We start from the raw sequence: 26217 nt of genomic DNA, 5'->3' as shown, positions 1-26217 counted from the left end.
ATTGATGTTGCCTGACCAACGGGGGCAAGGCCCCTCGCCACAGAGGCTCGTTGCAAGTTCAAGCGTCCGGCGTTTGCTCGGCCAGCGCCACCGCGCGGAACATCGCGCGGCGTTTGTTCAGGGTTTCTTCCCATTCGAGCGCCGGCACCGAGTCGGCGACGATGCCGCCACCGGCTTGCACGTGCAGTTCGCCGTTCTTGATCACCGCTGTGCGGATCGCAATGGCGGTGTCCATGTTGCCATTCCAGGCGAAATAACCGACAGCGCCGCCATAGACACCGCGCTTGACCGGCTCCAGCTCGTCGATGATTTCCATCGCGCGGATTTTCGGCGCACCGGACAAGGTGCCCGCCGGCAGAATCGCCCGCAGTGCGTCCATCGCGGTCAGCCCGGCCTTCAGTTGCCCGGTGACGTTGGAGACGATGTGCATCACGTTGGAATAACGCTCAATTACCATTTTCTCGGTGAGCTTCACCGAACCGATCTCCGAAACGCGACCGGTATCGTTGCGCCCAAGGTCGATAAGCATCAGGTGCTCCGCGATTTCCTTGTCGTCGGACAGCAAGTCTTTTTCCAGCGCGACGTCGGCCTCTTCGGTGGCTCCACGTGGACGAGTGCCCGCAATCGGGCGCACGGTGATCAGGTTGTCTTCGACCCGCACCAGCACTTCCGGGGAACTGCCGACCACGTGGAAGTCGCCGAAGTTGAAGAAGTACATATACGGCGTCGGATTGAAGCAACGCAGCGCCCGATACAGATCAATCGGGGCCGCTTTGAAGTCGATCGACATACGCTGCGACGGCACGACTTGCATGCAGTCGCCGGCGAGGATGTATTCCTTGATGGTGTCGACGGCTTTTTCGTAGTCGCTTTGCGTGAAGCTCGAACGGAACACCGGGTCAGCCGCTTGCTGCTTGCTGAAATCCAGGCCACGACGCGGGGTGATCGGCTGGCGCAGTTGCTCCAGGAGTTCTTCCAGGCGAGCCTGACCTTGCTCGAAGGCATCGTCCTGCGACGGATCGGCAAGGACAATCGCGTGCATCTTGCCGGCGAGGTTGTCGAAGACCACCACGGCGTCGGAGACCATCAGCAGAATGTCTGGCACGCCCAGCGGATCCGGGTTCGGGCATTTGCCCAGGCGCTTTTCCACATAGCGCACGCAGTCATAACCGAAATAACCCACCAGGCCACCATTGAAGCGCGGCAGACCGGGGATGGTCGGCACGTTGTAACGGGCCTTGAACGCTTCGACAAACGCCAGCGGATCTTCGACGTCGTGGCTTTCGATCTCGACGCCGTCATGGGTCACGCTGACATGATGGTCATGCACCCGCAGCACGGTGCGGCATGGCAGGCCGATGATCGAGTAACGGCCCCACTTCTCTCCGCCCTGTACCGATTCAAGCAGGTAGGAATTGGGCTTGTCAGCCAGTTTCAGGTAGATCGACAGCGGTGTGTCGAAGTCGGCCAGGGTTTCACAGGCAAGCGGGACGCGGTTGTAGCCGGCAGCGGCCAAACGCAGGAATTCTTCGCGGATCATGGGGTAGCCTCGTGGCTTGAGGTTGTAACGGTCAGGTATGCAAATGCGCCGGGATACCGGCCAGGATCAAGTCAGGCGCGCCAACGCCAGCGGGCCAGGGCCTTGATGACTTTCATCCAGAGTTTGCGAGTGACCACCACGATGGCGTTTCCAGAATAGGGTTGAGCAGCGTCGGGCAACGTTATCCCAGAGGCCAGATCCAGGCAACCGGGAATTAATTTGCGCAAATCGTCGATCACCAGCGCCGGTGATTCTTCGGCGATTGGCCGGCCATGGTTGTAGCCATAACTGAGGGCCACGCATTTGACCCCCGCCGCTTTCGCCGCCAGCACATCGCTGCGCGAGTCCCCGACGAACAAGGATTGCGAGGCGGGAATATTGGCCATTTTCATCACAAAAAACAGTGCCGCAGGGTCAGGCTTTTTCTGCGGCAGAGTATCGCCGCCGATAATCCATTTGAAGTAACGGCCGATCTTCATCTGGTCCAGCAACGGCGCGACGAAGCGTTCCGGTTTGTTGGTGATCAGCGCCATTTCGACGCCCTGCTTGCTCAGCCACTTCAGGGTGTCGCGCACGCCGGGGTAAACGACGGTCAGGTTGTGATTTTCGCTGTAAGCCTCCATGAAAATATCCAGCGCGACCTCAGCTTCAACGTCGTCGACCGTGGAATGCTCGATTCCACCTGCCAGTGCCCGACGAACCAGGACCGGTGCGCCGTTGCCGACCCACTCGCGGACTGATTCGAGACCGGCGGGCGCACGCCCGAGTTTGAGCAGCATGTTATCCACAGCCGCGGCGAGGTCCGGGACCGAATCGATCAGTGTGCCATCCAGATCGAACATCACCAGCCGCGGCAAACGCCCCGGGAACAGCTGCTCAAAGCCACTCATGGGCGGGTGAGCGCCAGTTCGGAGCGCATCTTATCGATCACTTCCTGGTAGTTCGGCGCATTGAAGATCGCCGAGCCGGCGACAAAGGTGTCGGCGCCGGCAGCGGCGATTTCACGAATGTTGTTCACGTTCACGCCGCCGTCGATTTCCAGGCGAATGTCACGCCCGGACGCATCGATCAAGGCCCGAGCTTCGCGCAGCTTGTCGAGGGTGCCAGGGATGAATTTTTGTCCGCCGAAGCCCGGGTTGACGCTCATGAGCAGGATCATGTCGACCTTGTCCATCACATACTTGAGCACATCCAGCGGGGTCGCCGGGTTGAACACCAGGCCGGATTTGCAGCCGCCTTCGCGGATCAATTGCAGGGAACGGTCGACGTGCTGCGTGGCTTCCGGGTGGAAGGTGATGTAGGTCGCGCCGGCTTCGATGAAGTCGCCGACGATGCGGTCGACCGGGCTGACCATCAGATGGGCGTCGATGGGCGCGGTGACGCCATACTTGCGCAGCGCCGCACAGACCATCGGGCCGATGGTCAGGTTCGGGACGTAATGGTTGTCCATGACATCGAAGTGCACGAAGTCGGCGCCAGCGGCCAGGACGTTGTCCACTTCTTCACCCAGGCGGGCGAAGTCGGCGGAGAGAATCGACGGAGCAATGACGAAGGGCTGCATGACGCACCTTTTTTGGACAGAATCACGATGGCGCGCATTGTATACCTCATGCTTTGGCGCGCGCACCGTGACTGCGATGATTGGGTCCGACTAGTAGGCAGCCCGGTAGATCTTCTCGATATCGGCCGCGCTCAATTTGCGTGGGTTGTTGCGCATCAGACGTTCGATCCCCGCCGCCTCTGCCGCCATGGCCGGGATCGCTTCTTCTGGTACGTTGAAGCTGCGCAGGCCGACAGGAATTTCTACGGCGGAGCAGAGGGCGGTCATCGCTTCGACGGCTTTGTCGGCCGCTTCGTTGGCGCTCAAGTGCGCGGTCTTCACGCCCATTGCTTCGGCAATGTCCTGCATGCGCTCGACGCAGGCCATTTTGTTCCAGGTCATCACGTAGGGCAGCAATAACGCATTGCTGACGCCGTGGGCAATGTTGAAGCGCCCGCCCAATGGATACGCCAACGCATGCACCGCGCCGACCCCGGCATTGCCGAACGCCATGCCGGCCATGAGGCTTGCGGTGGCCATGTCTTCGCGCGCCTGCAGGTGGGAAGGATTGGCATAGGCCTTGGGCAGCGCCTTGGCGATCAGCTTGATGGCGCCGATGGCCAGCGCGTCAGTGATCGGCGAGGCGTTGACCGACAGATACGATTCGATGGCGTGCACCAACGCGTCGACGCCACTCGCCGCGGTGACACTGCGTGGGCAGGTCAGGGTCATTTGCGGGCTGACCAGTGCAACGTCCGGCAACAGGTAGTCGCTGACGATGCCCTTTTTCAACTGCGCGACCTTGTCGGAGAGGATCGCCACGTTGGTAACTTCCGAACCAGTGCCGGCGGTGGTCGGGATGGCGATCAGCGGCGGTCCTTTGCGCGGCACCTGGTCGACGCCGAACAAGTCCTCCAGCGCGCCGTGGTAGCCGGCGTAGGCAGCGACACTTTTGGCAATGTCGATCGCACTGCCACCCCCGAGCCCGATCAACCCGTCATGCCCGCCGTCGCGGTAGGCACGCATGCAATCTTCGACAATGGCGATTTCCGGGTCGGGCAGGACGCGGTCGAATATCTCATAGCTGCGCCCGCCCAACTGCGCCAGCGCCAGCTCGACCGTGCCTGATTTGACCAGTGCGGCGTCGGTAACGATCAGCGGGTTGTCGACATCGAGGCGAGTGAGTTCAGCGGCGAGTTGCTCGATGGCAGCGGCGCCGGTGATCAGTTTGTGAGCGATTTTGAAAGAGGAAAGACTCATGGTGCGCAGCCTCTTATAGGCAGGGGAGCTGGGCACAATAGTAGCTGGGGATTTCGGGTTGTCTGCTATTCAGGGGGTGAATGACTGTTCGGAGCCAACGCCCAACCCCTGTGGGAGCGGGCTTGCTCGCGAAAGCGGTGTGACAGTCAACATCAATGTTGGATGTGAAATCGCCTTCGCGAGCAAGCCCGCTCCCACAATGGATCGAGTAATAGCTTCAGACCTGCGCAGTGCGCAGTTTTTCGCTGCGACCGCGCAGCCATTCCAGGATCAGTAGCAGGATCACCGAAAATGCAATCAACAGCGTTGCCGCCGCTGCAATGGTCGGACTCAGGTTTTCGCGAATACCGCTGAACATCTGCCGCGGCAACGTCGCTTGCTCGGGACCGGCGAGGAACAACGTCACCACCACTTCATCGAACGACGTCGCGAAGGCGAACAGCGCCCCCGAGATAACGCCCGGTGCGATCAGCGGCAAGGTCACGCGGCGGAACGCTGTCAACGGCGAAGCACCGAGACTGGCCGCCGCCCGTACCAGGTTATGGTTAAACCCCTGCAACGTCGCCGACACCGTGATAATCACAAATGGCACACCGAGCACAGCATGCACCACGATCAGCGAGAAGAAACTGTTGCCCAGACCCAGTGGTGCAAAGAACAGATAGCTCGCCACACCGATGATCACCACCGGCACCACCATCGGCGAAATCACCAGCGCCATCACCAGTGCCTTGCCCGGGAAGTCGCCGCGCGTCAGCCCAATCGCTGCCAAGGTGCCGAAGATCATCGCCAGCACCGTCGCCGCCGGGGCGACGATGATGCTGTTCTTCAGCGCACGCATCCACTCTGCCGAGGCGAAGAAGTCGTGATACCACTGCAGCGAAAATCCTTGCAGCGGGTACACCAGGAAACTGCCGGAGTTGAACGAAAGCGGGATGATCACCAGCACCGGCAGAATCAGGAACAACAAAATCAAGCCGCAGAGAATCCGCAAGCTGTAGAACCACACCCGTTCGATGGGCGACATATAAGGATTCAGCATTTCGATTCTCCCTTAGCTCAGGCGCAGACGACCGGCGCCCACCAGCCAGCTGTAGATCAGATAAAGCACCACGGTCGCCAACAGCAACAACCCACCGAGCGCGGTCGCCATGCCCCAGTTGATGCTGGTGTTGGTATAGAAGGCGACGAAGTAGCTGACCATCTGATCGTTCGGGCTGCCCAGCAATGCCGGGGTGATGTAGTAGCCGATGGCGAGGATGAAGACCAACAGGCAACCGGCGCCGACTCCGGCGTACGTCTGCGGGAAGTACACCCGCCAGAAACTGGCGAATGGGTGGCAGCCAAGGGAAATCGCCGCGCGCATGTAAGTCGGCGAGATGCCTTTCATCACGCTGTAGATCGGCAGAATCATGAAAGGCAGCAGGATGTGCACCATCGAGATGTAGACCCCGGTGCGGTTGAACACCAGCTCCAGTGGCTTATCGATGATGCCCAATGCCATCAGGCCGCTGTTGATCAGGCCACCCGACTGCAGCAAAACGATCCACGCGGCGACGCGCACCAGAATCGAGGTCCAGAACGGCAGCAGGACCAGAATCATCAGCAGGTTGCTTTGCCGCGACGGCAGGTTGGCCAGCAAGTACGCCAACGGATATGCCAGCACCAGACAGATTACGGTGATGACGAAACCCATCCAGAACGTGCGCGCGAAGATGTCCAGGTAGATCGCCTGATCGGGCGTGGCCGGTGCGACTTCGCCGAGGTCGTCGATACGGTGATCGACCGACGCCAGCAAATAATACGGGGTGATGCTGCTGGTGTTGCGGCGCACCGCTTGCCAGTAGGCCGGGTCGCCCCAACGCTCGTCGAGACCTTCCAGTGCTTCTTTATAGGAGGAAGGTTCGCTGGCGAATGGTAGCGCCCTGGCGGTTTTGGTCAGCAGGCTGCGATAGCCGGCCAGTTCCATGTTCAGACGCTTGGACAGATCGCCCAGGGTCTGATTTTTGCGCGCCTCGGCGAGGTCTTCGCTGGCCGCTTTGTAGACCGGCTCTGCGGGCAGACCACGGCCGTCCCAACTGGCGATGGCCGCCACGGTGCGCGGCATGCCGCCGACCACTTCCGGGTTACCGACGCTTTTGTAGAGTAGAGCCACGATCGGCACCAGGAACACCAGCAGCAGGAAAATCACCAGCGGCGCAATCAAGGCCTGGGCCTTCCAGCGGTTGATCCGCTCGGCATGCTTGAGCCGCTGCTTCAAGGTGGGGTCTGTGCCCGCGTTCACGGGAATGGCGGTGGCCATGGCGTACTCCGGAAATCTTTGATCATTACAGAGGCGGCGTACCGCCTCTGTTGTGTTGAAACACCGCAACCTGTGGGAGCGAGCCTGCTCGCGAAAGCGGTGGATCAATCAACATAAATGTTGAATGTTATGCCCTCTTCGCGAGCAGGCTCGCTCCCACAGTGGGTTGTGATTATTTCGCAGCCCAGGAATTGAAGCGCTGCTCCAGTTGCTCGCCGTTGTCAGCCCAGAAACTGACGTCGATCTGCACCTGATTGGCGATGTTTTCCGGAGTGGTCGGCATGTCTTTCAGGACATCCTTGTTCAGCAGCGGTACTGCCTGGGTGTTGGCCGGGCCGTAGGCGATGTTTTCCGAATAGGTCTTCTGCTGCTGCGGCTGCACCGAGAAGGCGATGAATTTCTTCGCCGCTTCTGCGCGCTTAGGGTCCAGGCCACGAGGAATCGCCCACGCGTCGAAGTCGTAGATGCCGCCGTTCCACACCACTTTCAGGTTGCTTTCTTTCTGCACGGCAGCGATCCGGCCGTTGTAGGCCGAGCTCATGACCACGTCACCGGAGGCGAGGTACTGCGGCGGTTGCGCGCCGGCTTCCCACCATTGAATGCTTGGTTTGAGTTCATCGAGTTTCTTGAACGCGCGATCCTGCCCGTCTTTGCCGGCCAACACTTTGTAGACGTCTTTCGGCGCCACGCCGTCGGCCATCAAAGCGAATTCCAGGGTGTACTTGGCGCCTTTACGCAGGCCGCGTTTACCCGGGAATTGCTTGGTGTCCCAGAAATCCACCCAACTGGTCGGAGCCGTCTTCAGTTTGTCGGCGTTGTAGGCCAGCACGGTCGACCACACGAAGAAGCCCACGCCGCACGGCTGAATTGCGCCCTTGACGTAGTCTTCAGCCTTGCCGAACAGCGCCGGGTCGAGTTGCTCGAACATGTCTTCATCGCAGCCACGGGACAGTTCCGGCGATTCAACTTCCACCAGGTCCCAGGACACGCTCTTGGTGTCGACCATGGCTTTGACCTTGGCCATCTCACCGTTGTATTCGCCGGCGACGATCTTGCCGTTGCCCGCCGCCTCCCACGGTGCGTAGAAGGCTTTGACCTGCGCGGCCTTGTTCGCCCCGCCGAAGGACACCACGGTCAGGTCCGGGCCCGCCGCCATTGCGTGTGCCGCGCCGATCATGCCGACAACCAGGGCGGTGAATTTCAGGGATCTCAACATTTATTGTTCTCTCCACGTGCAGGGTTGGTGTAGCAGGGGGCGATCAATTCGCCTCTAAAAGCGGATCGAGCGCGCGAACGTGTTCGACTTGCCAGCCAAGCGGTACCACGTCGCCGACGGCCAGCCCGGGGTCGAGCTCGGCAATCGGTTGTTTCACAAAGAAGTCGGTCTTGCCGCAGACTTCCAGGCGAACCCGGACGTGATCGCCCAGATAGATGAATTCCGCCACCCTCCCTGAGAAGCGGTTGACGCAAGATTCGCTCAAGCCGTTGAGGCTGATGCGCTCCGGGCGAATCGACAGCGTGACGGGCTCGCCGGTCCTGCCGACGTTGACGGCCAGCGCTTCTACCTTTTCACCGCGCGCGAGCTCGACCACACAACGATCGCCCGTGTGGCTATGCAAGCGGCCGTTGAGGCGGTTGTTCTCGCCGATGAAGTTGGCAACGAAGGTGTTTTTCGGTTCTTCGTAAAGGCTGCGCGGCGGAGCGATCTGCTGGATTTCACCTTGATGAAATACGGCGACGCGGTCAGACATGGTCAAGGCTTCACCCTGATCGTGCGTCACGTAGACCACTGTCACGCCAAGACGCTGGTGCAGGTGTTTGATTTCCATCTGCATGTGTTCGCGCAGTTGTTTGTCGAGTGCACCGAGCGGTTCATCCATCAGTACCAGTTGCGGTTCGAACACCAACGCACGGGCCAGGGCCACGCGCTGTTGCTGACCGCCGGACAATTGCGCCGGATAACGCTGGGCAAAGGTATCGAGCTGAACCATGCTCAGGACCTTTTTCACCTTGTCGCTGACATCGCTCTTGTTCAAGCCGCGCACGCTCAGTGGGAAGGCCAGGTTCTCGGCGACCGTCATGTGAGGGAACAACGCGTAGTTCTGGAACACCATGCCGATGTCACGCTTGTGTGGCGGCACATTGTTGATGGAGCGCCCGGCCAGCAGAATCTCGCCGGCGGTGGGGGTTTCGAAACCGGCGAGCATCATCAGGCTAGTGGTCTTGCCGGAGCCGGACGGCCCGAGCAAGGTCAGAAACTCACCTTTGCGAATGTCCAGGTTGAGGTCTTTGACGATCAGGTTCTCGCCGTCGTAGCTTTTTTGCACTCCACGAAAGCTGACCAGAACGTCACTGGCCCCTGCGCTTGAATCGACCTGGCTCATACCCACACCTTTGTTATTGATGACTGCTGTGGATTAAGCCTAGTGGACGCCGCAGAGCACGCAAATCGGGGCGCAGGAGAGAATCGCCTCAGCCGGATGGAAGGTTGGGGGTAGGGATTGCCCTACAGAGATGGCGCGTTTTGGCAAACGCAGCGTCAAGTTTCAAGCCGCAAGCGGCAAGTAGAGGCAAAAGCAGGTTTACGGAGTGTCGCAAATGGATATGCCAACACTGAACCTGTGGGAGCTAGCCTGCTAGCGATTGCAATCAGTCAGCCAACATTGCAGTGACGGACATTCCGTAATCGCCAGCAGGCTAGCCCACATAAGCAAGGCGGCGCGGCTCAGAGCAGTTTGTGCTCCATCGCATATTTCACCAGCTCAGCCAGCGAGGTGATGTTGAGCTTTTGCATCAGCCGCGCCTTGTGGGTGCTGATGGTCTTGCTGCTCAGCGCCAGTTGCTGGGCGATATCGTTGACGTTAGCGCCCTGGGCCAGACGTTCGAACACCGAGAATTCGCGTTCCGACAACAAAGAATGCAAGGGTCGCGAATCGGTCAGACCGACTTCGAAGACCATGCGGTCCGCCAGGTCCGGGTCAATGTAGCGCCCGCCCGCCGCAACCTTGCGAATTGCCGTCAGCAACAACGCCGGATCGCTGTCCTTGGTCGCATAGCCCGCTGCACCGACTTTCAACGCCCTGGCGGCCATTTGCGCTTCGTCGTGCATCGACAGCACCAGAATCGCCGGCGGATTGTTCAACGCGCGAATGCGCGGGATCGCTTCCAGGCCATTTACTCCGGGCATCGAAATGTCCAGCAACACCACTTCGCAGGGAACATGCCGCAAGGTCTCGAGCAGTTGCTCGCCATTGCTCGCCTCCCCCACTACCAGCAAATCCTTGGCGAGGCCGATCAATTGCTTGATGCCTTCGCGAACGATGGTGTGATCTTCGGCTACCAGTACACGGATCACTTGCCTCTCCTCTAAATGGGTTGATTGCCGGTAAGGATCGCAGCCTTCGGCAGCTCCTACGGGGTACGCGCTCAGCGTAGGAGCTGCCGAAGGCTGCGATCGTTCAGCGGTCCACCGGCACCCGCACGCTCAACGTCGTGCCCTCACCCGGTTCACTCTCCAGCCACAACCGCCCGCCCATGATCAACACCCGTTCACGCATGCCCACAACCCCGAAGGATGCCGGCCTGCCGACGGCGGGCACAAATCCTACGCCATCATCACTCACTGTCAGGCACAACTCTTCGCCTTCCAGCGTCAAAGTCAGTTCGACAGTATGCGCCTGGGCATGGCGCATGACATTGGTCAGCGCTTCCTGAAGGATACGGAACAAGCCCACTGCCTTGGCATCGCTAAGCACCGGCAAATTCTCCGGCACTTGCACCAGGCATGGGATCTGAGTGCGCGCCTCGAATCGACGGGCCTGCCATTCGATGGCCGAGGCGATCCCCGCATCAAGGATCGGCGGGCGCAGTGCAGTGGCGACATCGCGCACCAGCTGAAACAGTTGAGCGATCAGGCGCTTCATACTGTTCAAGCGTTCGTTCAGACCTGGATCGAGTTGTGCGTAGGCCAGTTCACACATGGACGTTTCCAGCTTCAACACCGTCAACATCTGTCCCAATTCGTCATGCACTTCGCGGGCGATACGCGCCTTTTCTTCCTCGCGCACGCTTTCCAGGTGCGCCGACAGCTCACGCAATTGCTCGCGGGAGCTGGCCAGCTCCAGTTCTATACGTTTGCTTTCGCTGATGTCCCAGACAATGCCGTCCCAGACATAGGCGCCGTCTTCAAGGCGGCGGGTGATCGCTTTAATCTCGGCCCAGCGTTGTTCGCCCTGACGCGTGAGGATGCGACCTTGCCACGACCAGTCACTGTCGGTATCCAGCGCGTGGTCCTGCGTCTGGTGATAACTCACCTTGTCGTCCGGGTGCACCAGGCTGCGCAGGCCTGTGTCGCGATGGGCCAGGGTGGCCGGCGAGTAGCCCACCAGACTCTCGCTGCCCTCACTGATGTAGGCAAAATCGATCTGACCTGTCACCGGCGCGCGCTCGAGGCGAAAGACCAGGCCCGGGACATTGGCGGCAATGCCTTGCAGCCGCGCTTCGCTCTCCTGCAAAGCCGCCAGTGCGCGTCGGCGCTCGGTGACGTCGTTGAGGTAAACCACCAGGTATTCGCCCTCGCGGAAGCGCAAAAAGCTCAGCGAAACATCTGTTGGCAAAACGCTGCCGTCGGCGCGCAGGCAATTGGTTTCGAAACTTGGCGGGCCTTCTTCGCTGGCCCGCGCGCGTTTCCACAGGTTGAGCCAGCGGTCCATGTGCAGGCCGGGCTCGAAATCGATCAGCGGCCGGTCGATGACGCCACCGGGCGGATAACCCAGCATCGTTTCGGCGGCGCGATTGGCATAGCGCACATGGCTGTCCCAGTTGACCCAGAGAATGCCGACAGTGCTTTGATCGATGGAAAACTGGGTAAGTCGCAACGCTTCCTCGCTGGCGGCGCGCAAGGCAATGTCTGCGCGCGCCGTCAGCAGTCGTTGCTCCAGACTGTGTTGCTGACGGCGCTGCCAGGACACGATCGCCATGCTGCTCAACATCAACACTGCCAACAGCAGACACAGGTTTTGCCAGAAACCCGGCGAGTCTGTCAGCCGCGGGTATTGAGGTTTCAGCCACTGATTGTGCAATTGTTCCAGGTCTTTGGCTGGAATGGCCCGCAGCGCGCTTTCAACAATAGCGGCCAGTTCCGGCCAGTCCCGGCGCGTCGCTACGCGCAACAGCTGCGGCAGACCGATGTCACCCACCACCACCAGTGCGGCGAACTCCGGTTCGACCGTAAGGCGCCCCAACTGCGCTTCGTCGACCACTGCGTAGCTGGCCTGCTGACTCAACAATAACTGCAAGGCCTGACGCTCGACGGGCACGCCTTGCAGATTCAGTTGCGGATAGTTGCTGCGCAGGTAATCGGCGGTGACACCAGGCATGCGCACGGCAACGCGGGTCTGGCTGTCAAGTTTTTCCAGCTCGACCGCGCCGCTGCCCTTTTGATCGCTGACCAGCAGCTGCGGCACGCGCATGTACGGATCGGAAAATTGCCACAGGCGCAGTCCTGCGGGGGTTTGGGTCAAGCCGGGCGCGAGGTCGATCTCGCCATCGCGAGCCGCTGCTTCCAATTGCGCAAGGTCGGGGAAATTACGCCAGCTCAGCTCGACCTTGAGTGCCCTGGCCAGCCATTTCATCAGCTCGACATTGACCCCGGACAGTCGCTGCAGGCGACGATCGTATTGTGCGTAGGGCGCTTGCAGTACAACGCCGACGCGCAATTGGTCGCGCTGCGCCAGCCATTCGTGCTGGCTCGCCGACAATTGTGCGACATGTAACGGTGGCGCGGGCGCCGTCCACCCCGTCAAGGGGAACAACAAACAGCCGATAACCCACAGGCAGCGAAAACGCATCATCGAAGTCTCATACACTGACAAACACTGACCAACCTATTAGGCTGCCGGAATAAATTCTGGCCTGGAAAATCCGATGCCCCTTGTCTACCGCCTGGCGCTGCCAGCATTGTGCCTGTCGTTGCTCCTGCCCTGCGCGTTTTCCGTTGCCGCCGCTGAAACAGCGCCGGCCGCTGCGGAAGAATCCGTCGGCGAAAAACCACTTGAGCGTCAGCCGTTGCCGGAACGTAGTCAGGAAGAAGCGGCAGCGCTTGAGCGAAAACTTCCCGCTCAGGAACAACAACAGCTACAAGCTGGCAACGACACTTTTCTGGCCTTGTGGAAACCGGCAAATACTGCCGAACCCAAAGGCGCGGTCATCATCGTCCCGGGTGCTGGCGAAACGGCAGACTGGCCGCAAACCATCGGCCCAATGCGGCGTCAGTTGCCCGACGCCAAATGGAGCAGCCTGAGTATCACCCTGCCCGACATGCAAAGCGATGTCATTGCCCCGCGCGTGGTAGAGGTACCGGCAACGATCAAGGCCCCCGACGTTGGCAGCAAGGACTCGACGACTGCGGCGCCGATCGAACAGGCAGCCGGTGGCGAGGCGGAAATCGTCGACAAGTCCGTAGCTGAAACCGGTGAGGATCAATCGAAAGCCGATGCCGAGAGAATCTTTGCACGCATCGACGCAGCGATTGCCTACGCAGAACAACAAAGTGTTCGCAGCATTGTGCTGCTGGGCCACGGTACCGGCGCTTACTGGGCGGCGCGGTTTCTGAATGAAAGACAACCGCCGCAGGTTGAGAAGTTTGCCATGATCGCAGCGCAGACACCGACAGCGGCGAAACCTCCTCTGGTGGACCTGACGCCGACCCTGAAGCTGCCGACTGTGGATATTTTCTACAAGGACAAACCGCTGGATCGCAACCTGGCGCTGGAGCGACTGCAAGCGAGCAAACGCCTTAAGGCCGTCGCTTACAGCCAGGTTTCGCTCAAAGCGTTGCCGGGAGATGCCAAGGCTGAACAGGAGCAACTGGTTCGTCGGGTGCGTGGCTGGTTGAACCCGAAGCCGCCGGCGAATTGATAAACGAGCCTGCCAGCGCTAACGGAAACACATCAAACATGATGGTTGGCTGAGCCACCGTCAGCGCTAGCAGGCTAGCTCCCACAGAGTTGTCAGCGCGCTTCGATGTTGTGTCGAACGCGAATCCATGTGGGAGCTAGCCTGCTAGCGATCGCGGCGTCGACCTGCCGCAATCGTGCATCTCTAGCGAAAATCCCGCCGCTCGCGAATCAACGTATAAGCCGTGTGCAACTCGCGCGTCTTGTCCGTCGCCTCACGCACCTGCTTCGCCGTCGCACCGCTGCCGGCGATCTTGTCTGGATGATGACGACTGAGCAAACGCCGATAGGCTCGCTTGATCTGCGCCGGCTCCGTGGTGGGGGTGACGCCGAGCAAACGCATGGCATCCTGATAGGTCACGGCGCTCGTCACCAGCGCACGCTTGTGCGGCTCATAGTCCTCCGCCAGCGCCTGCACCTGCTGCCGTGTCCAGCCCAGCCACTTGCCCCATTGGCGCACCAGCTCAACCTCACCGACACCGGCGCGACCATCCGCCCAGACCATCCGCCAGCAAGCGCGCAATACGCCCTCGGCGGCATGCGGCTGGGCTCTCATGCGACGCAAATACCCGCTCAAACGATCGTGCCCGGTCTTGCCACGATTGAACGCCGTGATCGCGCGGCGTTGCGCCGACTCGCTCATCTCCAGAGACCGCATCTCCTGACGCGCCTGCTGGATGTGCCCGTCCGACACGCGCCCATCGCACTTGGCCAATCGTCCCAGCAGCACGAACAGCAGTTCATCATTGCGCAGCATCGGCCGACCGCCGAGCCTCTCACGCAAATGCCCCCAACTTTGCAGTTGCAGGCGCCGGTCCAGCGCCTGTCCCAACAAAGCGCCAAGCATGGCCCCCGGAATGCTGGCGATGACATACCCCACTCCGGCTCCAATCAGAGTCCCTGGCCACAGCATCTCAGCGACTCGCTTCTATCAAGGTTTCAACTTCTGCGAGACGTTCGTGGGTGCCGACATCGACCCAATGCCCGTGCAACCGTTCACCGGTGACCTGGCCTTCGGCCATGGCAGTGCGCAGTAATGGCGCCAGCTTGAAGGCACCGGCGGTGCAACCGTCGAACAGCTGCGGGTGCAATACAGCGATGCCGCTGTACGTGAGGGTGGGTGCTGACGGCTCAGCGTCGCGCACCTGCCCATCGACCAGGGTGAAATCGCCCGCCGGGTGATGCGCCGGGTTAGCGACCAGCACCAGATGGGCCAGCCCGTCGATAGGCTGATGCAGCACGCTGAAGTCGTAATCGGTCCAGATGTCACCGTTGACCACCAGGAACGCGTCATCGCCCAGCAAAGGCAATGCGCGAAAAATACCGCCACCGGTCTCCAGTGGCTCCCCTTCCGGCGAATACTCGATCCGCACACCGTACTGCGAACCGTCACCCAGATAGTCTTCGATCTGCTGACCGAGCCAGGCGTGGTTGATCACGATCTGCGTAAAGCCGGCCGCCGCGAGGGCTTTGAGGTGGTACTCGATCAACGGCACCCCGCCCGCGCGCACGAGAGGCTTTGGCGTGGTCAGCGTCAACGGGCGCATGCGCTCGCCTTTGCCTGCAGCCAGAATCATTGCCTTCATGCTTGAACTCCGGCGCGCAGGCTTTCCAGCAACTCAGCCAGTTCGGCCAGCTCCGGACGACGATCCACCACCGCCTCTATATAAGCAAAGAACCGCGGCACGTCGGCCAGATAACGGGGCTTGCCATCGCGGTGACAGATGCGCGCGAAAATGCCGATGACTTTCAGGTGACGCTGTACCCCCATCAGATCGCTCGCACGGAGGAAATCCTGCAGGTCCGGCTGAACCGGGATACCGAGGGCGCCGGCTTGCTGCCAGTAATTTTCCAGCCAGCCAAGCACACGTTCCTCGGGCCAGCTGAGAAACGCGTCTTTGAACAGGCACGTCACGTCGTAGGTCACCGGGCCGTACACCGCGTCCTGGAAATCCAGCACGCCGGGGTTCGGCTCGCTGAGCATCAGGTTGCGCGGCATGTAGTCACGATGGACCAGCACCTTGGGCTGGGCCAGGGCACTGTCGATCAACAGGTCGCTGGCCCGTTGCCAGAGAGACTGCTGCGCAGCGTCAAATTCAACGCCCAGCTCGCGCTTCACGTACCACTCGGGGAACAACTCCAGTTCGCGGCGCAGCAAAGCAACGTCATAACCGGGTAATGGCGCAACCATCGGCAACTGCTGGAAAGCCAATAGCGCCTGCAAGGCATCGTGGAACAAATCGTCGGCATTTTCGCTGTCGATCACGTCCAGATAAGTCTTGTTGCCCAAGTCATTGAGCAAGAGAAATCCGCGTTCGAGGTCTTCGGCGTAAATTTTTGGAACATTTATTCCGGATTTCGCCAGCAAAAAAGCAATATCCACGAACGGTTTGCAGTTTTCCTGGGGCGGTGGAGCATCCATCACCACGAAGCTGCGGCCCTCGCCTTCCCAGCGAAAATAGCGTCGAAAACTCGCGTCACTACTGGCCGCAGTCAACGTGGCTGGGGGTACAGCCCCCCAATCGTGTTCTGCAAAGAGGATTGCCAACTGCTCGTCGAGCCAAACTTTCAGGTGTTGCAAACGGACATCTTGGTCAGGCATTACAAGGGTCTCCGACGGCGCTAGCCGTCAAGCGGGTCATGCTTTATTATCCAGCATCTTTTTCAGACCATCGAGAGGCGTGCGGCCCACACCGCGGGCAGATGGCACGCAGGAAGCCCGGACTAATAAGATGGCATTGAAATCCCCCGCGTTTCGTAAAAAATTTCCGTTGTTGGTTACCGGCAGTCTGCTGGCCCTGCAACCTCTAGCCACTTCGTTCGTGGTCGCCGCGGAACAGTATGACTGCTCAGTCTCTGCTTCGGGTGCCTGGGACTGTGCGCCGAAATCTCCAGCCGCTGCGCTGCCACCGCGTCCCGTCCATGACGGCAGCGCTGTGAGCACGAGCGGCGAGACTCCGGCCGACGGCAGCTCCAGTCAAGACACCGGCGACAAAACTGTGCTGGTCACCGAGGCTAACGGCCGCGGCCTGACGTCCCGTAGCGCAGACTACAGTCACCTCGACTGGGTTCCACGCGAGAAGCTCACTGCAGCGCAATTGGCCGAAACCGGTCCTTACTGCTCTGGTTCCTATATCGAACCAATCCGTCCTGGCATGAATGACAAGACGGATAAAAGTGATGCGCCAACCTTCGTAGGCGCCAAAGCCTCCCGCTACAAGCAGGATGAGCAGGTCGCCACACTGGCCGGTGACGTCGTCTTGCGTCAGGGCAGCATGCAGGCCGAAGCCGACGAAGCGAACCTCTATCAGGCTGAAAGCCGTGGCGAACTGAGCGGCAACGTGCGCATTCGCGACAACGGCGCACTGATCGTCGGCGACCATGCCGACGTGCAGCTCGACACCGGTGAAGCCAAGATCGACAACGCTGAATACGTGATGCACAAATCGCGTATTCGCGGTAGTGCGCTGTACGCCAAACGTGCCGAGAACGCGATCATTCGCCTCAAGGATGGTACGTACACCACGTGCGAACCGAACAGCAACGCCTGGCAGCTCAAGGGCAACAACATCACCTTGAACCCGGCCACCGGTTTCGGTACCGCGACCAACGTGACGCTGCGGGTCAAGGACATTCCGGTGCTGTACACGCCGTATATCTACTTCCCGATCGACGATCGACGTCAGTCCGGTTTCCTGCCGCCGACCATCGGCACAGGCACCGATACTGGCTTCCTGCTCGTCACGCCGTATTACTTCAACCTGGCGCCTAACTACGATGCCACGTTGTACCCGCGTTACATGAGCAAGCGTGGCATGTTGCTGGAAGGCGAGTTCCGTTATCTGACCAAGTCCAGCGAAGGTCAGTTCGGTGCGTCGTATCTCAATGACGACAACACTGATCGTAGCGACCAGACCGATTACGAAAAAACCCGCTACATGTACAACTGGCAGCACAAGGGCGGTCTCGACTCCCGCGTGCTCACCGAAGTTGACTACACCAAGATCAGCGATCCGTATTACTTCCAGGATCTGCAGACCGATCAGATCGGTGTCAAAAGCGAGGATTACGTCAATCAGCAGGGTTCTGTCAGCTACCGTGGCGACAGCTATGTCGCGCGGATCAATGCGCAGGCGTATCAACTGGCCACCGTTTCTGACATCACGCCGTATGACCGCTTGCCGCAGATCACCTTCAATGGTCAGCTGCCGTACCATCCGGAAGGCCTGGATTTCGATTACGAAACCGAAGCAGTGCGCTTTGATCGTGATCTGAAAACGGGTCAATTCTCTGACGAAGACGGCAACCTGTCGCCGCGTCTGGACACCAACGTGGCCGGCCTGGCTCGTTCTAACGGTACTCGCTTGAACCTGAAACCAGGTGTCAGCCTGCCAATGGAATGGACTTATGGTTTCCTGAAGCCTTCGCTCAAGTATCAATACACGCAATACGACCTTGATCTTGATCAGCGTGGGCAAACCACCCTGCTCCCAGGTGAAGACTTCAAGAGTAACCAGAACCGTGGCGTGCCGATTGCGAGCATTGACAGCGGGCTGTACTTCGATCGCAACACCACCTGGTTTGGCAAGAACTACCGCCAGACTCTGGAACCTCGCCTGTTCTACCTCTATGTACCGGAGAAAGATCAGACCGATATTCCTGTGTTCGACACCGGCGAGTCCACGTTCAACTACTCGTCGCTGTTCCGTGACAATCGCTTCTCCGGCTCCGACCGCGTCGGCGACGAGAACAAATTATCGCTGGGCGTGACCAACCGCTGGATCGAAGACAACGGCTTCGAACGTCAACGCATCAGCGTCGGCCAGGCCTTCTATTTCAAGGATCGCAGGGTTCAATTGCCAGGTATCGACGCAGACACTCGCGAAGATGCGCAATCCAGTGTCTCGCCGTACGCACTCGAGTATGAATACCGCTGGAACCGTGATTGGCGTACCACTGCCGATTACAACTGGGATCCGGACAGCCGCAGCCCTCGCTCGGGTAGCGCGATGTTCCACTACCAGCCTGAAGACAACCCGAACAAGGTCATCAACGCCGGCTATCGCTATCGCAATGACCAGGTCCGTTATGACCAGAACACCGGTCGTTGGTCGGTGGGCGGCGGTGATTACGGCACTCCGGGTACTCCGGGTTACGTGAAGGACTACTACAAGATCCAGCAGCATGACTTCTCGGTCATCTGGCCGGTGGTGCCGCAATGGAACGTCATCAGCCGCTGGCAGTACGACTACAACCGCAATCGTACGCTGGAAGCCTTCGGTGGCTTCGAGTACGACAACTGCTGCTGGAAGTTGCGCGTGATCAACCGTTACTGGGTCGACTATGACGAAACCAGTCAAGACGCTCCGGAAAATGAGAAAGGCGACCATGGCGTCTTCCTTCAAATCGTCCTGAAAGGTCTCGGCGGCCTCACCGGCGCCAAGGTAGAGAGCTTCCTCGACAAAGGCATCCAAGGTTATCGTGAACGTGAAGACCAAGCTTTCTGATTGTCTGCGCCCGCTGATGCTGGGCGCGTTGTTCCTGGGTACTGCGGCAAATGCCGCAGTACAGTCCATCGACAAAGTGGTGGCCATCGTCGATAACGACGTGGTCATGCAGAGCCAACTGGACCAGCGTGTTCATGAAGTTCAGCAAACCATCGCCAAGCGCGGCGCTGCGGCTCCGCCACCAGGCGTGCTGGACCAGCAAGTGCTGGAACGCCTGATCGTCGAAAACCTGCAACTGCAGATCGGCGAACGCTCCGGCATCCGCATTACCGATGAAGAACTGAACCAGGCCGTCGGCACCATTGCCCAGCGCAATAACATGTCGATTGAACAGTTCCGCTCAGCCCTGGCTCGCGACGGCTTGTCTTACGACGACGCTCGCGATCAGATCCGTCGTGAAATGATCATCAGCCGTGTGCGTCAGCGTCGTGTGGCCGAGCGTATCCAGGTATCCGAGCAGGAAGTGAAGAACTTCCTGGCTTCCGACCTTGGCAAAATGCAGCTGTCGGAAGAGTTCCGTCTGGCCAACATCCTGATTCCTACGCCGGAAAGCGCCAACTCCGAAGCGATTCAGACTGCTGCCAAACAGGCTGACGCGGTTTACCAGCAGCTCAAGCAAGGCGCTGACTTCGGTCAACTGGCCATTGCCAGGTCTGCCAGTGAAACTGCGCTGGAAGGCGGCGATATGGGCTGGCGTAAAGCCGGTCAATTGCCACCTCCGTTCGATCGTCTGCTCAGCACCATGGCCGTCGGCGATGTGACTCAGCCAACGCGCACGCCGGGGGGCTTCATTATTCTGAAGATCCTTGACAAGCGTGGCGGCGAAACCCAGGTGCGCGATGAAGTGCACGTGCGCCACATCCTGATCAAGCCAAGCGAGATCCGTAGCGAAGCCGAAACCAAGCGCTTGGCTGATAAACTCTACGACCGCATCGAGTCGGGCGAAGATTTCGGCGAATTGGCGAAAAGCTTCTCGGAAGATCCGGGTTCGGCCCTCAACGGTGGCGACCTCAACTGGATCGACCCGAATGCGCTGGTGCCGGAATTCCGCGAAGTGATGGCTAATACCCCGCAAGGCCAGCTGTCCAAGCCATTCCAGACCCAATACGGCTGGCACGTCCTGGAAGTCCTCGGCCGCCGCGCTACAGACAGCACCAGTCAGGCCCGCGAGCAGCAAGCCATGACTGTATTGCGGAATCGCAAGTACGACGAAGAGTTGCAGAGCTGGCTGCGTCAGATCCGTGACGAAGCGTACGTAGAGATCAAACTCCCTGGTGCAGACCAGGCAGCGCAGTGAAACCGAAACGTTTCGCGCTGACACCCGGTGAACCGGCCGGCATAGGTCCTGACCTGTGCCTGCTGCTCGCCTCGCACATCCAGCCCCATCCCCTGATTGCCATTACCAGCCGCGATCTGCTCCTTGAGCGGGCCGCGCAGCTGGGTGTGGTGGTCGATTTGTTGCCGGTCATGCCAGATGCCTGGCCCGACGTTCCCGCGCCGGCCAACAGCCTGTACGTCTGGGATACACCGCTCGGCGCTCCGGTTCATGCTGGTCGACTCGATAAAGCCAACTCCGCTTTCGTTCTGGAAACCCTGACCCGAGCGGGCCAAGGCTGCATGGACGGAGCTTTTGACGGCATGATTACGGCTCCGGTACACAAGGGTGTGATCAACGAATCGGGTATCGCTTTTTCCGGCCACACGGAATTTCTCGCCGAGCTGACCCACACCGCACAAGTGGTGATGATGCTGGCGACGCACGGATTACGTGTGGCGTTGGTTACCACCCACCTGCCCCTGCGCGAGATTGCCGATGCGATCACGCCGGAGCGGCTGGAGCGTGTCACGCGAATCCTGCACAGCGACCTGCAAGAAAAATTCGGCATCGCCCGGCCGCGCATTCTGGTCTGTGGACTCAACCCGCACGCTGGTGAAGGCGGCCACTTGGGCCATGAAGAAATCGACATCATCGAACCCACCTTGGAGCGCCTGCGCGCTGAAGGCATGGACCTTCGCGGTCCCCTGCCCGCCGACACTCTGTTTACCCCCAAATATCTGGAGCACTGCGACGCGGTGCTGGCGATGTACCACGACCAGGGCTTGCCTGTGCTGAAGTACAAAGGCTTCGGCGCGGCCGTCAACGTGACGCTCGGTTTGCCGATCATCCGCACTTCGGTCGACCACGGCACAGCCCTGGACCTGGCCGGCAGCGGCAAGATCGACACCGGCAGCCTGCAAGTCGCCCTGGAAACCGCCTACCAGATGGCCGAGACCCGTTTATGACCGAGCATTACCAACACAAGGCGCGCAAGCGCTTTGGCCAGAACTTTCTGCATGATGCCGGTGTTATCGACCGCATCCTGCGCGCCATCCGCGCCAAACCCGAAGATCGCCTGCTGGAAATCGGACCGGGCCAAGGTGCGCTGACTCAGGGCCTGCTCAACAGCGGCGGGCAGCTGGATGTCGTCGAGCTGGACAAGGACCTGATCCCGATCCTCAACCAGCAGTTTGCCGACAAGAGCAATTTCAACCTGCATCAAGGCGACGCATTGAAGTTCGACTTCAATAGCCTCAATGCTGCACCGAACAGTCTGCGTGTCGTCGGCAACTTGCCGTACAACATTTCTACGCCGCTGATTTTTCACCTGCTGAACAATGCGGCGATCATTCGCGACATGCACTTCATGCTGCAAAAGGAAGTGGTCGAGCGTCTGGCGGCGGGTCCTGGCGGTGGGGACTGGGGCCGTTTGTCGATCATGGTTCAGTACCATTGTCGGGTCGAGCATCTGTTCAACGTCGGTCCGGGCGCATTCAATCCACCGCCAAAGGTCGATTCGGCCATCGTGCGCCTGGTACCCCACGACGTACTGCCACACCCGGCCAAAGATCACAAACTGTTGGAGCGGGTCGTGCGCGAAGCCTTCAATCAGCGCCGCAAGACCTTGCGCAACACACTCAAATTGCTGCTCAGCAATGATGAGATTGAAGCCGCCGGCGTCGATGGCAGCCTGCGCCCCGAGCAACTTGATCTGGCCGCCTTCGTGCGACTGGCCGACAAGCTCAGCGAACAGGTCAAACCGGTCGCCGATTGACTGGTGATGAACGCTATCGGGTAGGACGTCAGTCTGGTTTACTACCCGATACTTGGCCTAGACTGAATCCATCAGCTACGCCCGCGTTCCGCTTCGTTTTTAAGGCCTTTTGCATGTCCGATCCTCGTTACCAGGTCGACGTCAGCGTCGTCACCCGCTATCTGGCAGAACAATCACAACCCGATCAGGAACGCTTTGCGTTCGCCTATACCATCACCGTGGTCAACAACGGCCTTGTACCAGCCAAGCTGCTGACACGGCACTGGGTGATCACCGACGGTGACGGACATGTCGAGGAGGTTCGCGGCGCGGGTGTGGTTGGTCAGCAACCATTGATCGACCCAGGCAAAAGCCACACCTACAGCAGCGGCACGGTCATGACTTCTAAAGTCGGCACCATGCAGGGCACCTACGAGATGCTTGCTGACGATGGCAAACATTTCGATGCCATCATTGCTCCCTTCCGACTGGCGGTACCCGGAGCCCTGCACTGATGGCAACGTATGCCGTTGGCGACCTGCAGGGGTGTCTTGAACCCCTGAAGTGCCTGCTGAAGCAAGTTGCCTTCGACCCTGCCCGGGACAAACTGTGGCTGGTCGGCGACCTGGTCAATCGCGGTCCGCAGTCGCTGGACACTCTGCGCTTCCTCTATAACATCCGCGAATCGCTGGTGTGCGTGCTCGGCAACCATGACCTGCACTTGCTGGCCGCCGGTCACAACATCGAACGCTTGAAAAAAGCCGACACGCTTCGCGAGATTCTCCAGGCACCTGATTGCGCGGAGCTGCTGGAATGGGTGCGTCAGCAAAAGCTCATGCATTACGACGAGGCGCGCAATATCGCCTTGGTGCATGCCGGCATACCGCCACAGTGGTCTCTGCGCAAAGCCTTGAAATGCGCCGCGGAAGTTGAAGAGGCCCTGCGCGACGACAACCGTTTCACCCCTTACCTGGACGGCATGTACGGCAATGAGCCGTTAAAATGGGACAGCGACCTCAAAGGCGTGACGCGCCTGCGGGTAATCACCAATTATTTCACCCGCATGCGTTTCTGTACGGCCGAGGGCAAACTGGATCTCAAGAGCAAGGAAGGTCTCGAGTCGGCCCCACATGGCTACAAACCCTGGTTCCAGCACAAGGAGCGCAAGACCAGGGATACGAAGATCATTTTCGGTCATTGGGCTGCGCTGGAAGGTCAGTGTAACGAGCCGAACGTTTTTGCCCTCGACACCGGGTGCGTCTGGGGCGGATCGTTGACCCTGATGAATGTCGACACCGGCGAGCGCCTCCCTTGCAAATGCGACGAACACGGTAACGCGCAGACGCCAGGCACCCCCGCCCCATCCGAACAAACGCCAGCCAGCGCTGGGCGCTAGACTGCGCTTTCAGCCGAGCTACAGGAGCCGCCATGAGCGAATTCAAACGTATCCCCCCAGAGCAGGCTCAAGCCCTGCGTGAACAAGGTGCCGTGGTCGTCGACGTACGCGATCCAGCGACGTTCGCCGCGTTGCATATCAGCGGTTCGAAGCATCTGGATAACCACTCCCTGCACGCTTTCATTCAGGGCGCTGACCTGGACGCGCCGACCGTAGTAGTCTGCTACCACGGTAATTCCAGCCAGGGCGCCGCCGCTTACCTCATCAGCCAGGGCTTTTCCGACGTCTACAGCATGGACGGCGGCTTCGAGCTGTGGCGCACGACTTATCCTGCTGAAACCGCGCAAGGCACCCCCGAATGATTTTTTTACAGCGCTCAAGCCCCGGCCTCCGCGGGCTTGGGCGGTGGCAGACGAACGGTCTGCCACAACTAATTACGTATCTCGCCTTTACCTCCTGAATTCCCAACTATCCTTAAGCGCAGGCCATCCAAAACAGGGGAGAGCCGGTACACCGGCGCGCGGGTCATCGGGAGTAGCTTTCGGCATTGTGCGTCGAAAGAGTTCTGGGGGGTAAACAGCGACTGCCTGTTCGGTTGCTGCCAGCATCGACTGAGTGATCCGGCGTCGGCTCCACGTATCGAGCGAGGTGACGTCATGAGTATCTTTAGCCACTTCCAACAACGCTTCGAGTCCACACGCCAGGAAGAACTCTCTCTGCAAGAGTATCTTGAGCTGTGCAAGCAGGACCGCAGCGCCTACGTTTCCGCCGCCGAGCGTCTGCTGCTGGCCATCGGGGAACCGGAGCTGCTGGACACCTCGACCAACTCGAGGCTGTCGCGAATCTTCTCCAACAAGGTAATCCGTCGCTATCCGGCGTTTGAGGACTTCCACGGGATGGAAGAATGCATCGACCAGATCGTGTCGTACTTCCGCCATGCCGCACAGGGCCTGGAAGAGAAGAAACAAATCCTCTATCTGCTCGGCCCCGTCGGTGGTGGTAAATCGTCGCTGGCCGAGAAACTGAAACAGCTGATCGAAAAAGTGCCTTTTTATGCGATCAAGGGCTCGCCCGTGTTCGAGTCACCCTTGGGTCTGTTCAACGCCACTGAAGATGGCGCGATCCTCGAAGAAGACTTCGGCATTCCACGGCGTTATCTCAATACCATCATGTCGCCATGGGCTACCAAGCGCCTCGCCGAGTTCGGTGGCGACATCAGCCAGTTCCGCGTGGTGAAGCTCTATCCGTCGATCCTCAACCAGATCGCAGTCGCTAAAACCGAACCGGGCGACGAAAACAACCAGGACATCTCGGCACTGGTGGGCAAGGTCGACATCCGCAAACTCGAGGAATATCCGCAAAACGACGCCGACGCTTATAGCTACTCCGGAGCGCTGTGCCGGGCCAACCAAGGCCTGATGGAATTCGTCGAAATGTTCAAGGCGCCGATCAAGGTGCTGCACCCATTGCTGACCGCCACTCAGGAAGGCAACTACAACAGTACCGAAGGTCTCGGCGCGATTCCGTTCACCGGGATTCTGCTGGCCCACTCCAACGAATCGGAATGGCACACCTTCCGTAACAATAAGAACAACGAAGCCTTCATCGACCGGATCTACATCGTCAAAGTGCCGTACTGCCTGCGGGTCAGCGACGAAGTGAAGATCTACGACAAGCTGCTCTTCAACAGTTCGCTGGCCAAAGCTCACTGCGCGCCTGACACCCTGAAGATGCTCGCCCAGTTCACCGTGCTATCGCGTCTCAAGGAGCCGGAAAACTCTAATATCTACTCGAAGATGCGGGTGTATGACGGCGAGAACCTCAAGGACACCGATCCAAAGGCCAAGTCGATTCAGGAATACCGCGACAACGCCGGCGTCGACGAAGGCATGAACGGCCTGTCGACTCGCTTCGCCTTCAAGATCCTGTCCAAGGTGTTCAACTTCGATCCGCACGAAATTGCCGCCAACCCGGTACATCTGCTCTACGTGCTGGAACAACAGATCGAACAGGAACAGTTCCAGGCTGAAACCCGTGAACGTTACCTGCGTTTCCTGAAGGAGTATCTGGCACCGCGGTATATCGAATTCATCGGCAAGGAAATCCAGACCGCTTACCTCGAGTCGTACAGCGAGTACGGTCAGAACATTTTCGATCGCTACGTGCTGTACGCCGACTTCTGGATTCAGGATCAGGAATACCGTGACCCGGAAACCGGCGAAATCCTCAATCGCGTCGCGCTCAACGAGGAACTGGAGAAAATCGAGAAACCGGCCGGCATCAGCAATCCGAAGGATTTCCGCAACGAGATCGTCAACTTTGTCCTGCGCGCCCGGGCCAACAACAACGGCAAGAACCCGACCTGGCTCAGCTATGAAAAACTGCGGGTGGTCATCGAGAAGAAAATGTTCTCCAACACCGAGGACCTCCTCCCAGTCATCAGCTTCAACGCCAAGGCCAGCAAGGAGGATCAGCAGAAGCACAACGACTTCGTCACACGGATGGTGGAGCGCGGCTATACCGACAAACAGGTTCGGCTACTTTCCGAATGGTACCTACGGGTCCGTAAGTCGCAGTGAGGCAGCTGCAAGCCCCAAGCCACAAGCTGCAAGGAAAAAGCGCGTAAGCCCAAGATCCGGGTGATT

22 protein-coding genes are annotated in these 26217 nt (G+C 59.5%); 9 read left to right on the top strand and 13 right to left on the bottom strand.

Annotated features, from left to right (window positions below; translation table 11 throughout):
* Positions 1-58: 58 nt before the first annotated feature.
* The 10 genes from trpE to F8N12_RS04440 form a co-directional block, all read right to left on the bottom strand.
* Positions 59-1540, bottom strand: coding sequence for an anthranilate synthase component I (gene trpE / locus F8N12_RS04485; RefSeq protein WP_150579361.1), 1482 nt, complete (start codon positions 1538-1540; stop codon positions 59-61).
* A 71-nt stretch (positions 1541-1611) separates the two neighbouring features.
* A complete protein-coding gene (locus tag F8N12_RS04480; protein WP_150579360.1) occupies positions 1612-2430 on the bottom strand; it encodes a phosphoglycolate phosphatase in 819 nt (272 codons plus the stop codon).
* Complete coding sequence (rpe, locus tag F8N12_RS04475) at positions 2427-3101, bottom strand: ribulose-phosphate 3-epimerase (protein WP_150579359.1); 675 nt, start codon at positions 3099-3101, stop codon at positions 2427-2429. Before rpe ends, F8N12_RS04480 begins: the two co-directional genes overlap by 4 nt.
* Before the next feature lie 90 nt (positions 3102-3191).
* The gene (locus tag F8N12_RS04470; RefSeq protein WP_150579358.1) at positions 3192-4340 is read right to left on the bottom strand and encodes an iron-containing alcohol dehydrogenase; all 1149 of its coding nucleotides are present in this window, start codon (positions 4338-4340) and stop codon (positions 3192-3194) included.
* A gap of 217 nt (positions 4341-4557) precedes the next feature.
* Positions 4558-5382 carry an ABC transporter permease gene (locus F8N12_RS04465; protein ID WP_150579357.1) on the bottom strand — a complete coding sequence of 275 codons (825 nt, stop codon included), beginning with the start codon at positions 5380-5382 and terminating at the stop codon, positions 4558-4560.
* A gap of 12 nt (positions 5383-5394) precedes the next feature.
* Entirely contained in the window at positions 5395-6642 is a 1248-nt protein-coding gene (locus F8N12_RS04460) for an ABC transporter permease (protein ID WP_150579356.1), read from the bottom strand.
* 172 nt (positions 6643-6814) lie between these two features.
* A complete protein-coding gene (locus tag F8N12_RS04455) occupies positions 6815-7858 on the bottom strand; it encodes an ABC transporter substrate-binding protein (protein WP_150579355.1) in 1044 nt (347 codons plus the stop codon).
* A 43-nt stretch (positions 7859-7901) separates the two neighbouring features.
* Positions 7902-9026: an ABC transporter ATP-binding protein gene (locus F8N12_RS04450; RefSeq protein ID WP_150579354.1), complete on the bottom strand. Its 1125-nt coding sequence runs from the start codon at positions 9024-9026 to the stop codon at positions 7902-7904.
* A 341-nt stretch (positions 9027-9367) separates the two neighbouring features.
* A complete protein-coding gene (locus tag F8N12_RS04445; RefSeq protein ID WP_003210977.1) occupies positions 9368-9997 on the bottom strand; it encodes a response regulator transcription factor in 630 nt (209 codons plus the stop codon).
* A 103-nt stretch (positions 9998-10100) separates the two neighbouring features.
* Positions 10101-12494, bottom strand: coding sequence for a PAS domain S-box protein (locus F8N12_RS04440; RefSeq protein ID WP_150579353.1), 2394 nt, complete (start codon positions 12492-12494; stop codon positions 10101-10103).
* Between the two features lie 73 nt (positions 12495-12567).
* Between F8N12_RS04440 and F8N12_RS04435 the strand changes: the two genes are divergently transcribed.
* A complete protein-coding gene (locus F8N12_RS04435; protein WP_150579352.1) occupies positions 12568-13560 on the top strand; it encodes an alpha/beta hydrolase family protein in 993 nt (330 codons plus the stop codon).
* Between the two features lie 183 nt (positions 13561-13743).
* Here the strand turns inward: F8N12_RS04435 and F8N12_RS04430 are convergent, their stop codons facing one another.
* Genes F8N12_RS04430 through F8N12_RS04420 form a run of 3 tightly spaced genes read right to left on the bottom strand, consistent with a single transcriptional unit; the run spans position 13744 to position 16200 of the window.
* Positions 13744-14511 (bottom strand): TerB family tellurite resistance protein, encoded by a 768-nt coding sequence (locus F8N12_RS04430; protein WP_150579351.1) that lies wholly within the window; start codon positions 14509-14511, stop codon positions 13744-13746.
* Position 14512: 1 nt separating this feature from the next.
* The gene (gene murU, locus F8N12_RS04425) at positions 14513-15184 is read right to left on the bottom strand and encodes an N-acetylmuramate alpha-1-phosphate uridylyltransferase MurU (protein ID WP_150579350.1); all 672 of its coding nucleotides are present in this window, start codon (positions 15182-15184) and stop codon (positions 14513-14515) included.
* A complete protein-coding gene (locus F8N12_RS04420) occupies positions 15181-16200 on the bottom strand; it encodes an aminoglycoside phosphotransferase family protein (RefSeq protein ID WP_150579349.1) in 1020 nt (339 codons plus the stop codon). The genes murU and F8N12_RS04420 overlap by 4 nt, the downstream gene beginning before the upstream one ends.
* Positions 16201-16330: 130 nt before the next feature.
* On the opposite strand from F8N12_RS04420, the gene F8N12_RS04415 reads away from it, so the two are divergent.
* From F8N12_RS04415 to F8N12_RS04380, 8 genes are all read left to right on the top strand, one after another.
* Positions 16331-19105: an LPS-assembly protein LptD gene (locus tag F8N12_RS04415; protein ID WP_150579348.1), complete on the top strand. Its 2775-nt coding sequence runs from the start codon at positions 16331-16333 to the stop codon at positions 19103-19105.
* Entirely contained in the window at positions 19086-20402 is a 1317-nt protein-coding gene (gene surA, locus F8N12_RS04410) for a peptidylprolyl isomerase SurA (protein WP_150579347.1), read from the top strand. Before F8N12_RS04415 ends, surA begins: the two co-directional genes overlap by 20 nt.
* Entirely contained in the window at positions 20399-21388 is a 990-nt protein-coding gene (gene pdxA / locus F8N12_RS04405) for a 4-hydroxythreonine-4-phosphate dehydrogenase PdxA (protein WP_150579346.1), read from the top strand. The genes surA and pdxA overlap by 4 nt, the downstream gene beginning before the upstream one ends.
* A complete protein-coding gene (rsmA, locus tag F8N12_RS04400) occupies positions 21385-22197 on the top strand; it encodes a 16S rRNA (adenine(1518)-N(6)/adenine(1519)-N(6))-dimethyltransferase RsmA (RefSeq protein ID WP_150579345.1) in 813 nt (270 codons plus the stop codon). Before pdxA ends, rsmA begins: the two co-directional genes overlap by 4 nt.
* 113 nt (positions 22198-22310) lie before the next feature.
* The gene (gene apaG, locus F8N12_RS04395) at positions 22311-22691 is read left to right on the top strand and encodes a Co2+/Mg2+ efflux protein ApaG (RefSeq protein ID WP_150579344.1); all 381 of its coding nucleotides are present in this window, start codon (positions 22311-22313) and stop codon (positions 22689-22691) included.
* Positions 22691-23572 (top strand): symmetrical bis(5'-nucleosyl)-tetraphosphatase, encoded by an 882-nt coding sequence (locus F8N12_RS04390; RefSeq protein WP_150579343.1) that lies wholly within the window; start codon positions 22691-22693, stop codon positions 23570-23572. The genes apaG and F8N12_RS04390 overlap by 1 nt, the downstream gene beginning before the upstream one ends.
* Before the next feature lie 32 nt (positions 23573-23604).
* Complete coding sequence (gene glpE, locus F8N12_RS04385) at positions 23605-23934, top strand: thiosulfate sulfurtransferase GlpE (RefSeq protein ID WP_003228847.1); 330 nt, start codon at positions 23605-23607, stop codon at positions 23932-23934.
* Positions 23935-24228: 294 nt separating this feature from the next.
* Positions 24229-26151, top strand: a complete 1923-nt coding sequence (locus F8N12_RS04380; RefSeq protein ID WP_028621509.1) for a PrkA family serine protein kinase — start codon at positions 24229-24231, stop codon at positions 26149-26151.
* The last annotated feature ends 66 nt before the right edge of the window (positions 26152-26217 follow it).

It is taken from the genome of Pseudomonas fluorescens (assembly GCF_902497625.1).
Classification (GTDB): Bacteria; Pseudomonadota; Gammaproteobacteria; order Pseudomonadales; family Pseudomonadaceae; genus Aquipseudomonas; species Aquipseudomonas fluorescens_BQ.
This window is presented reverse-complemented; position numbering and strand designations above follow the sequence as displayed.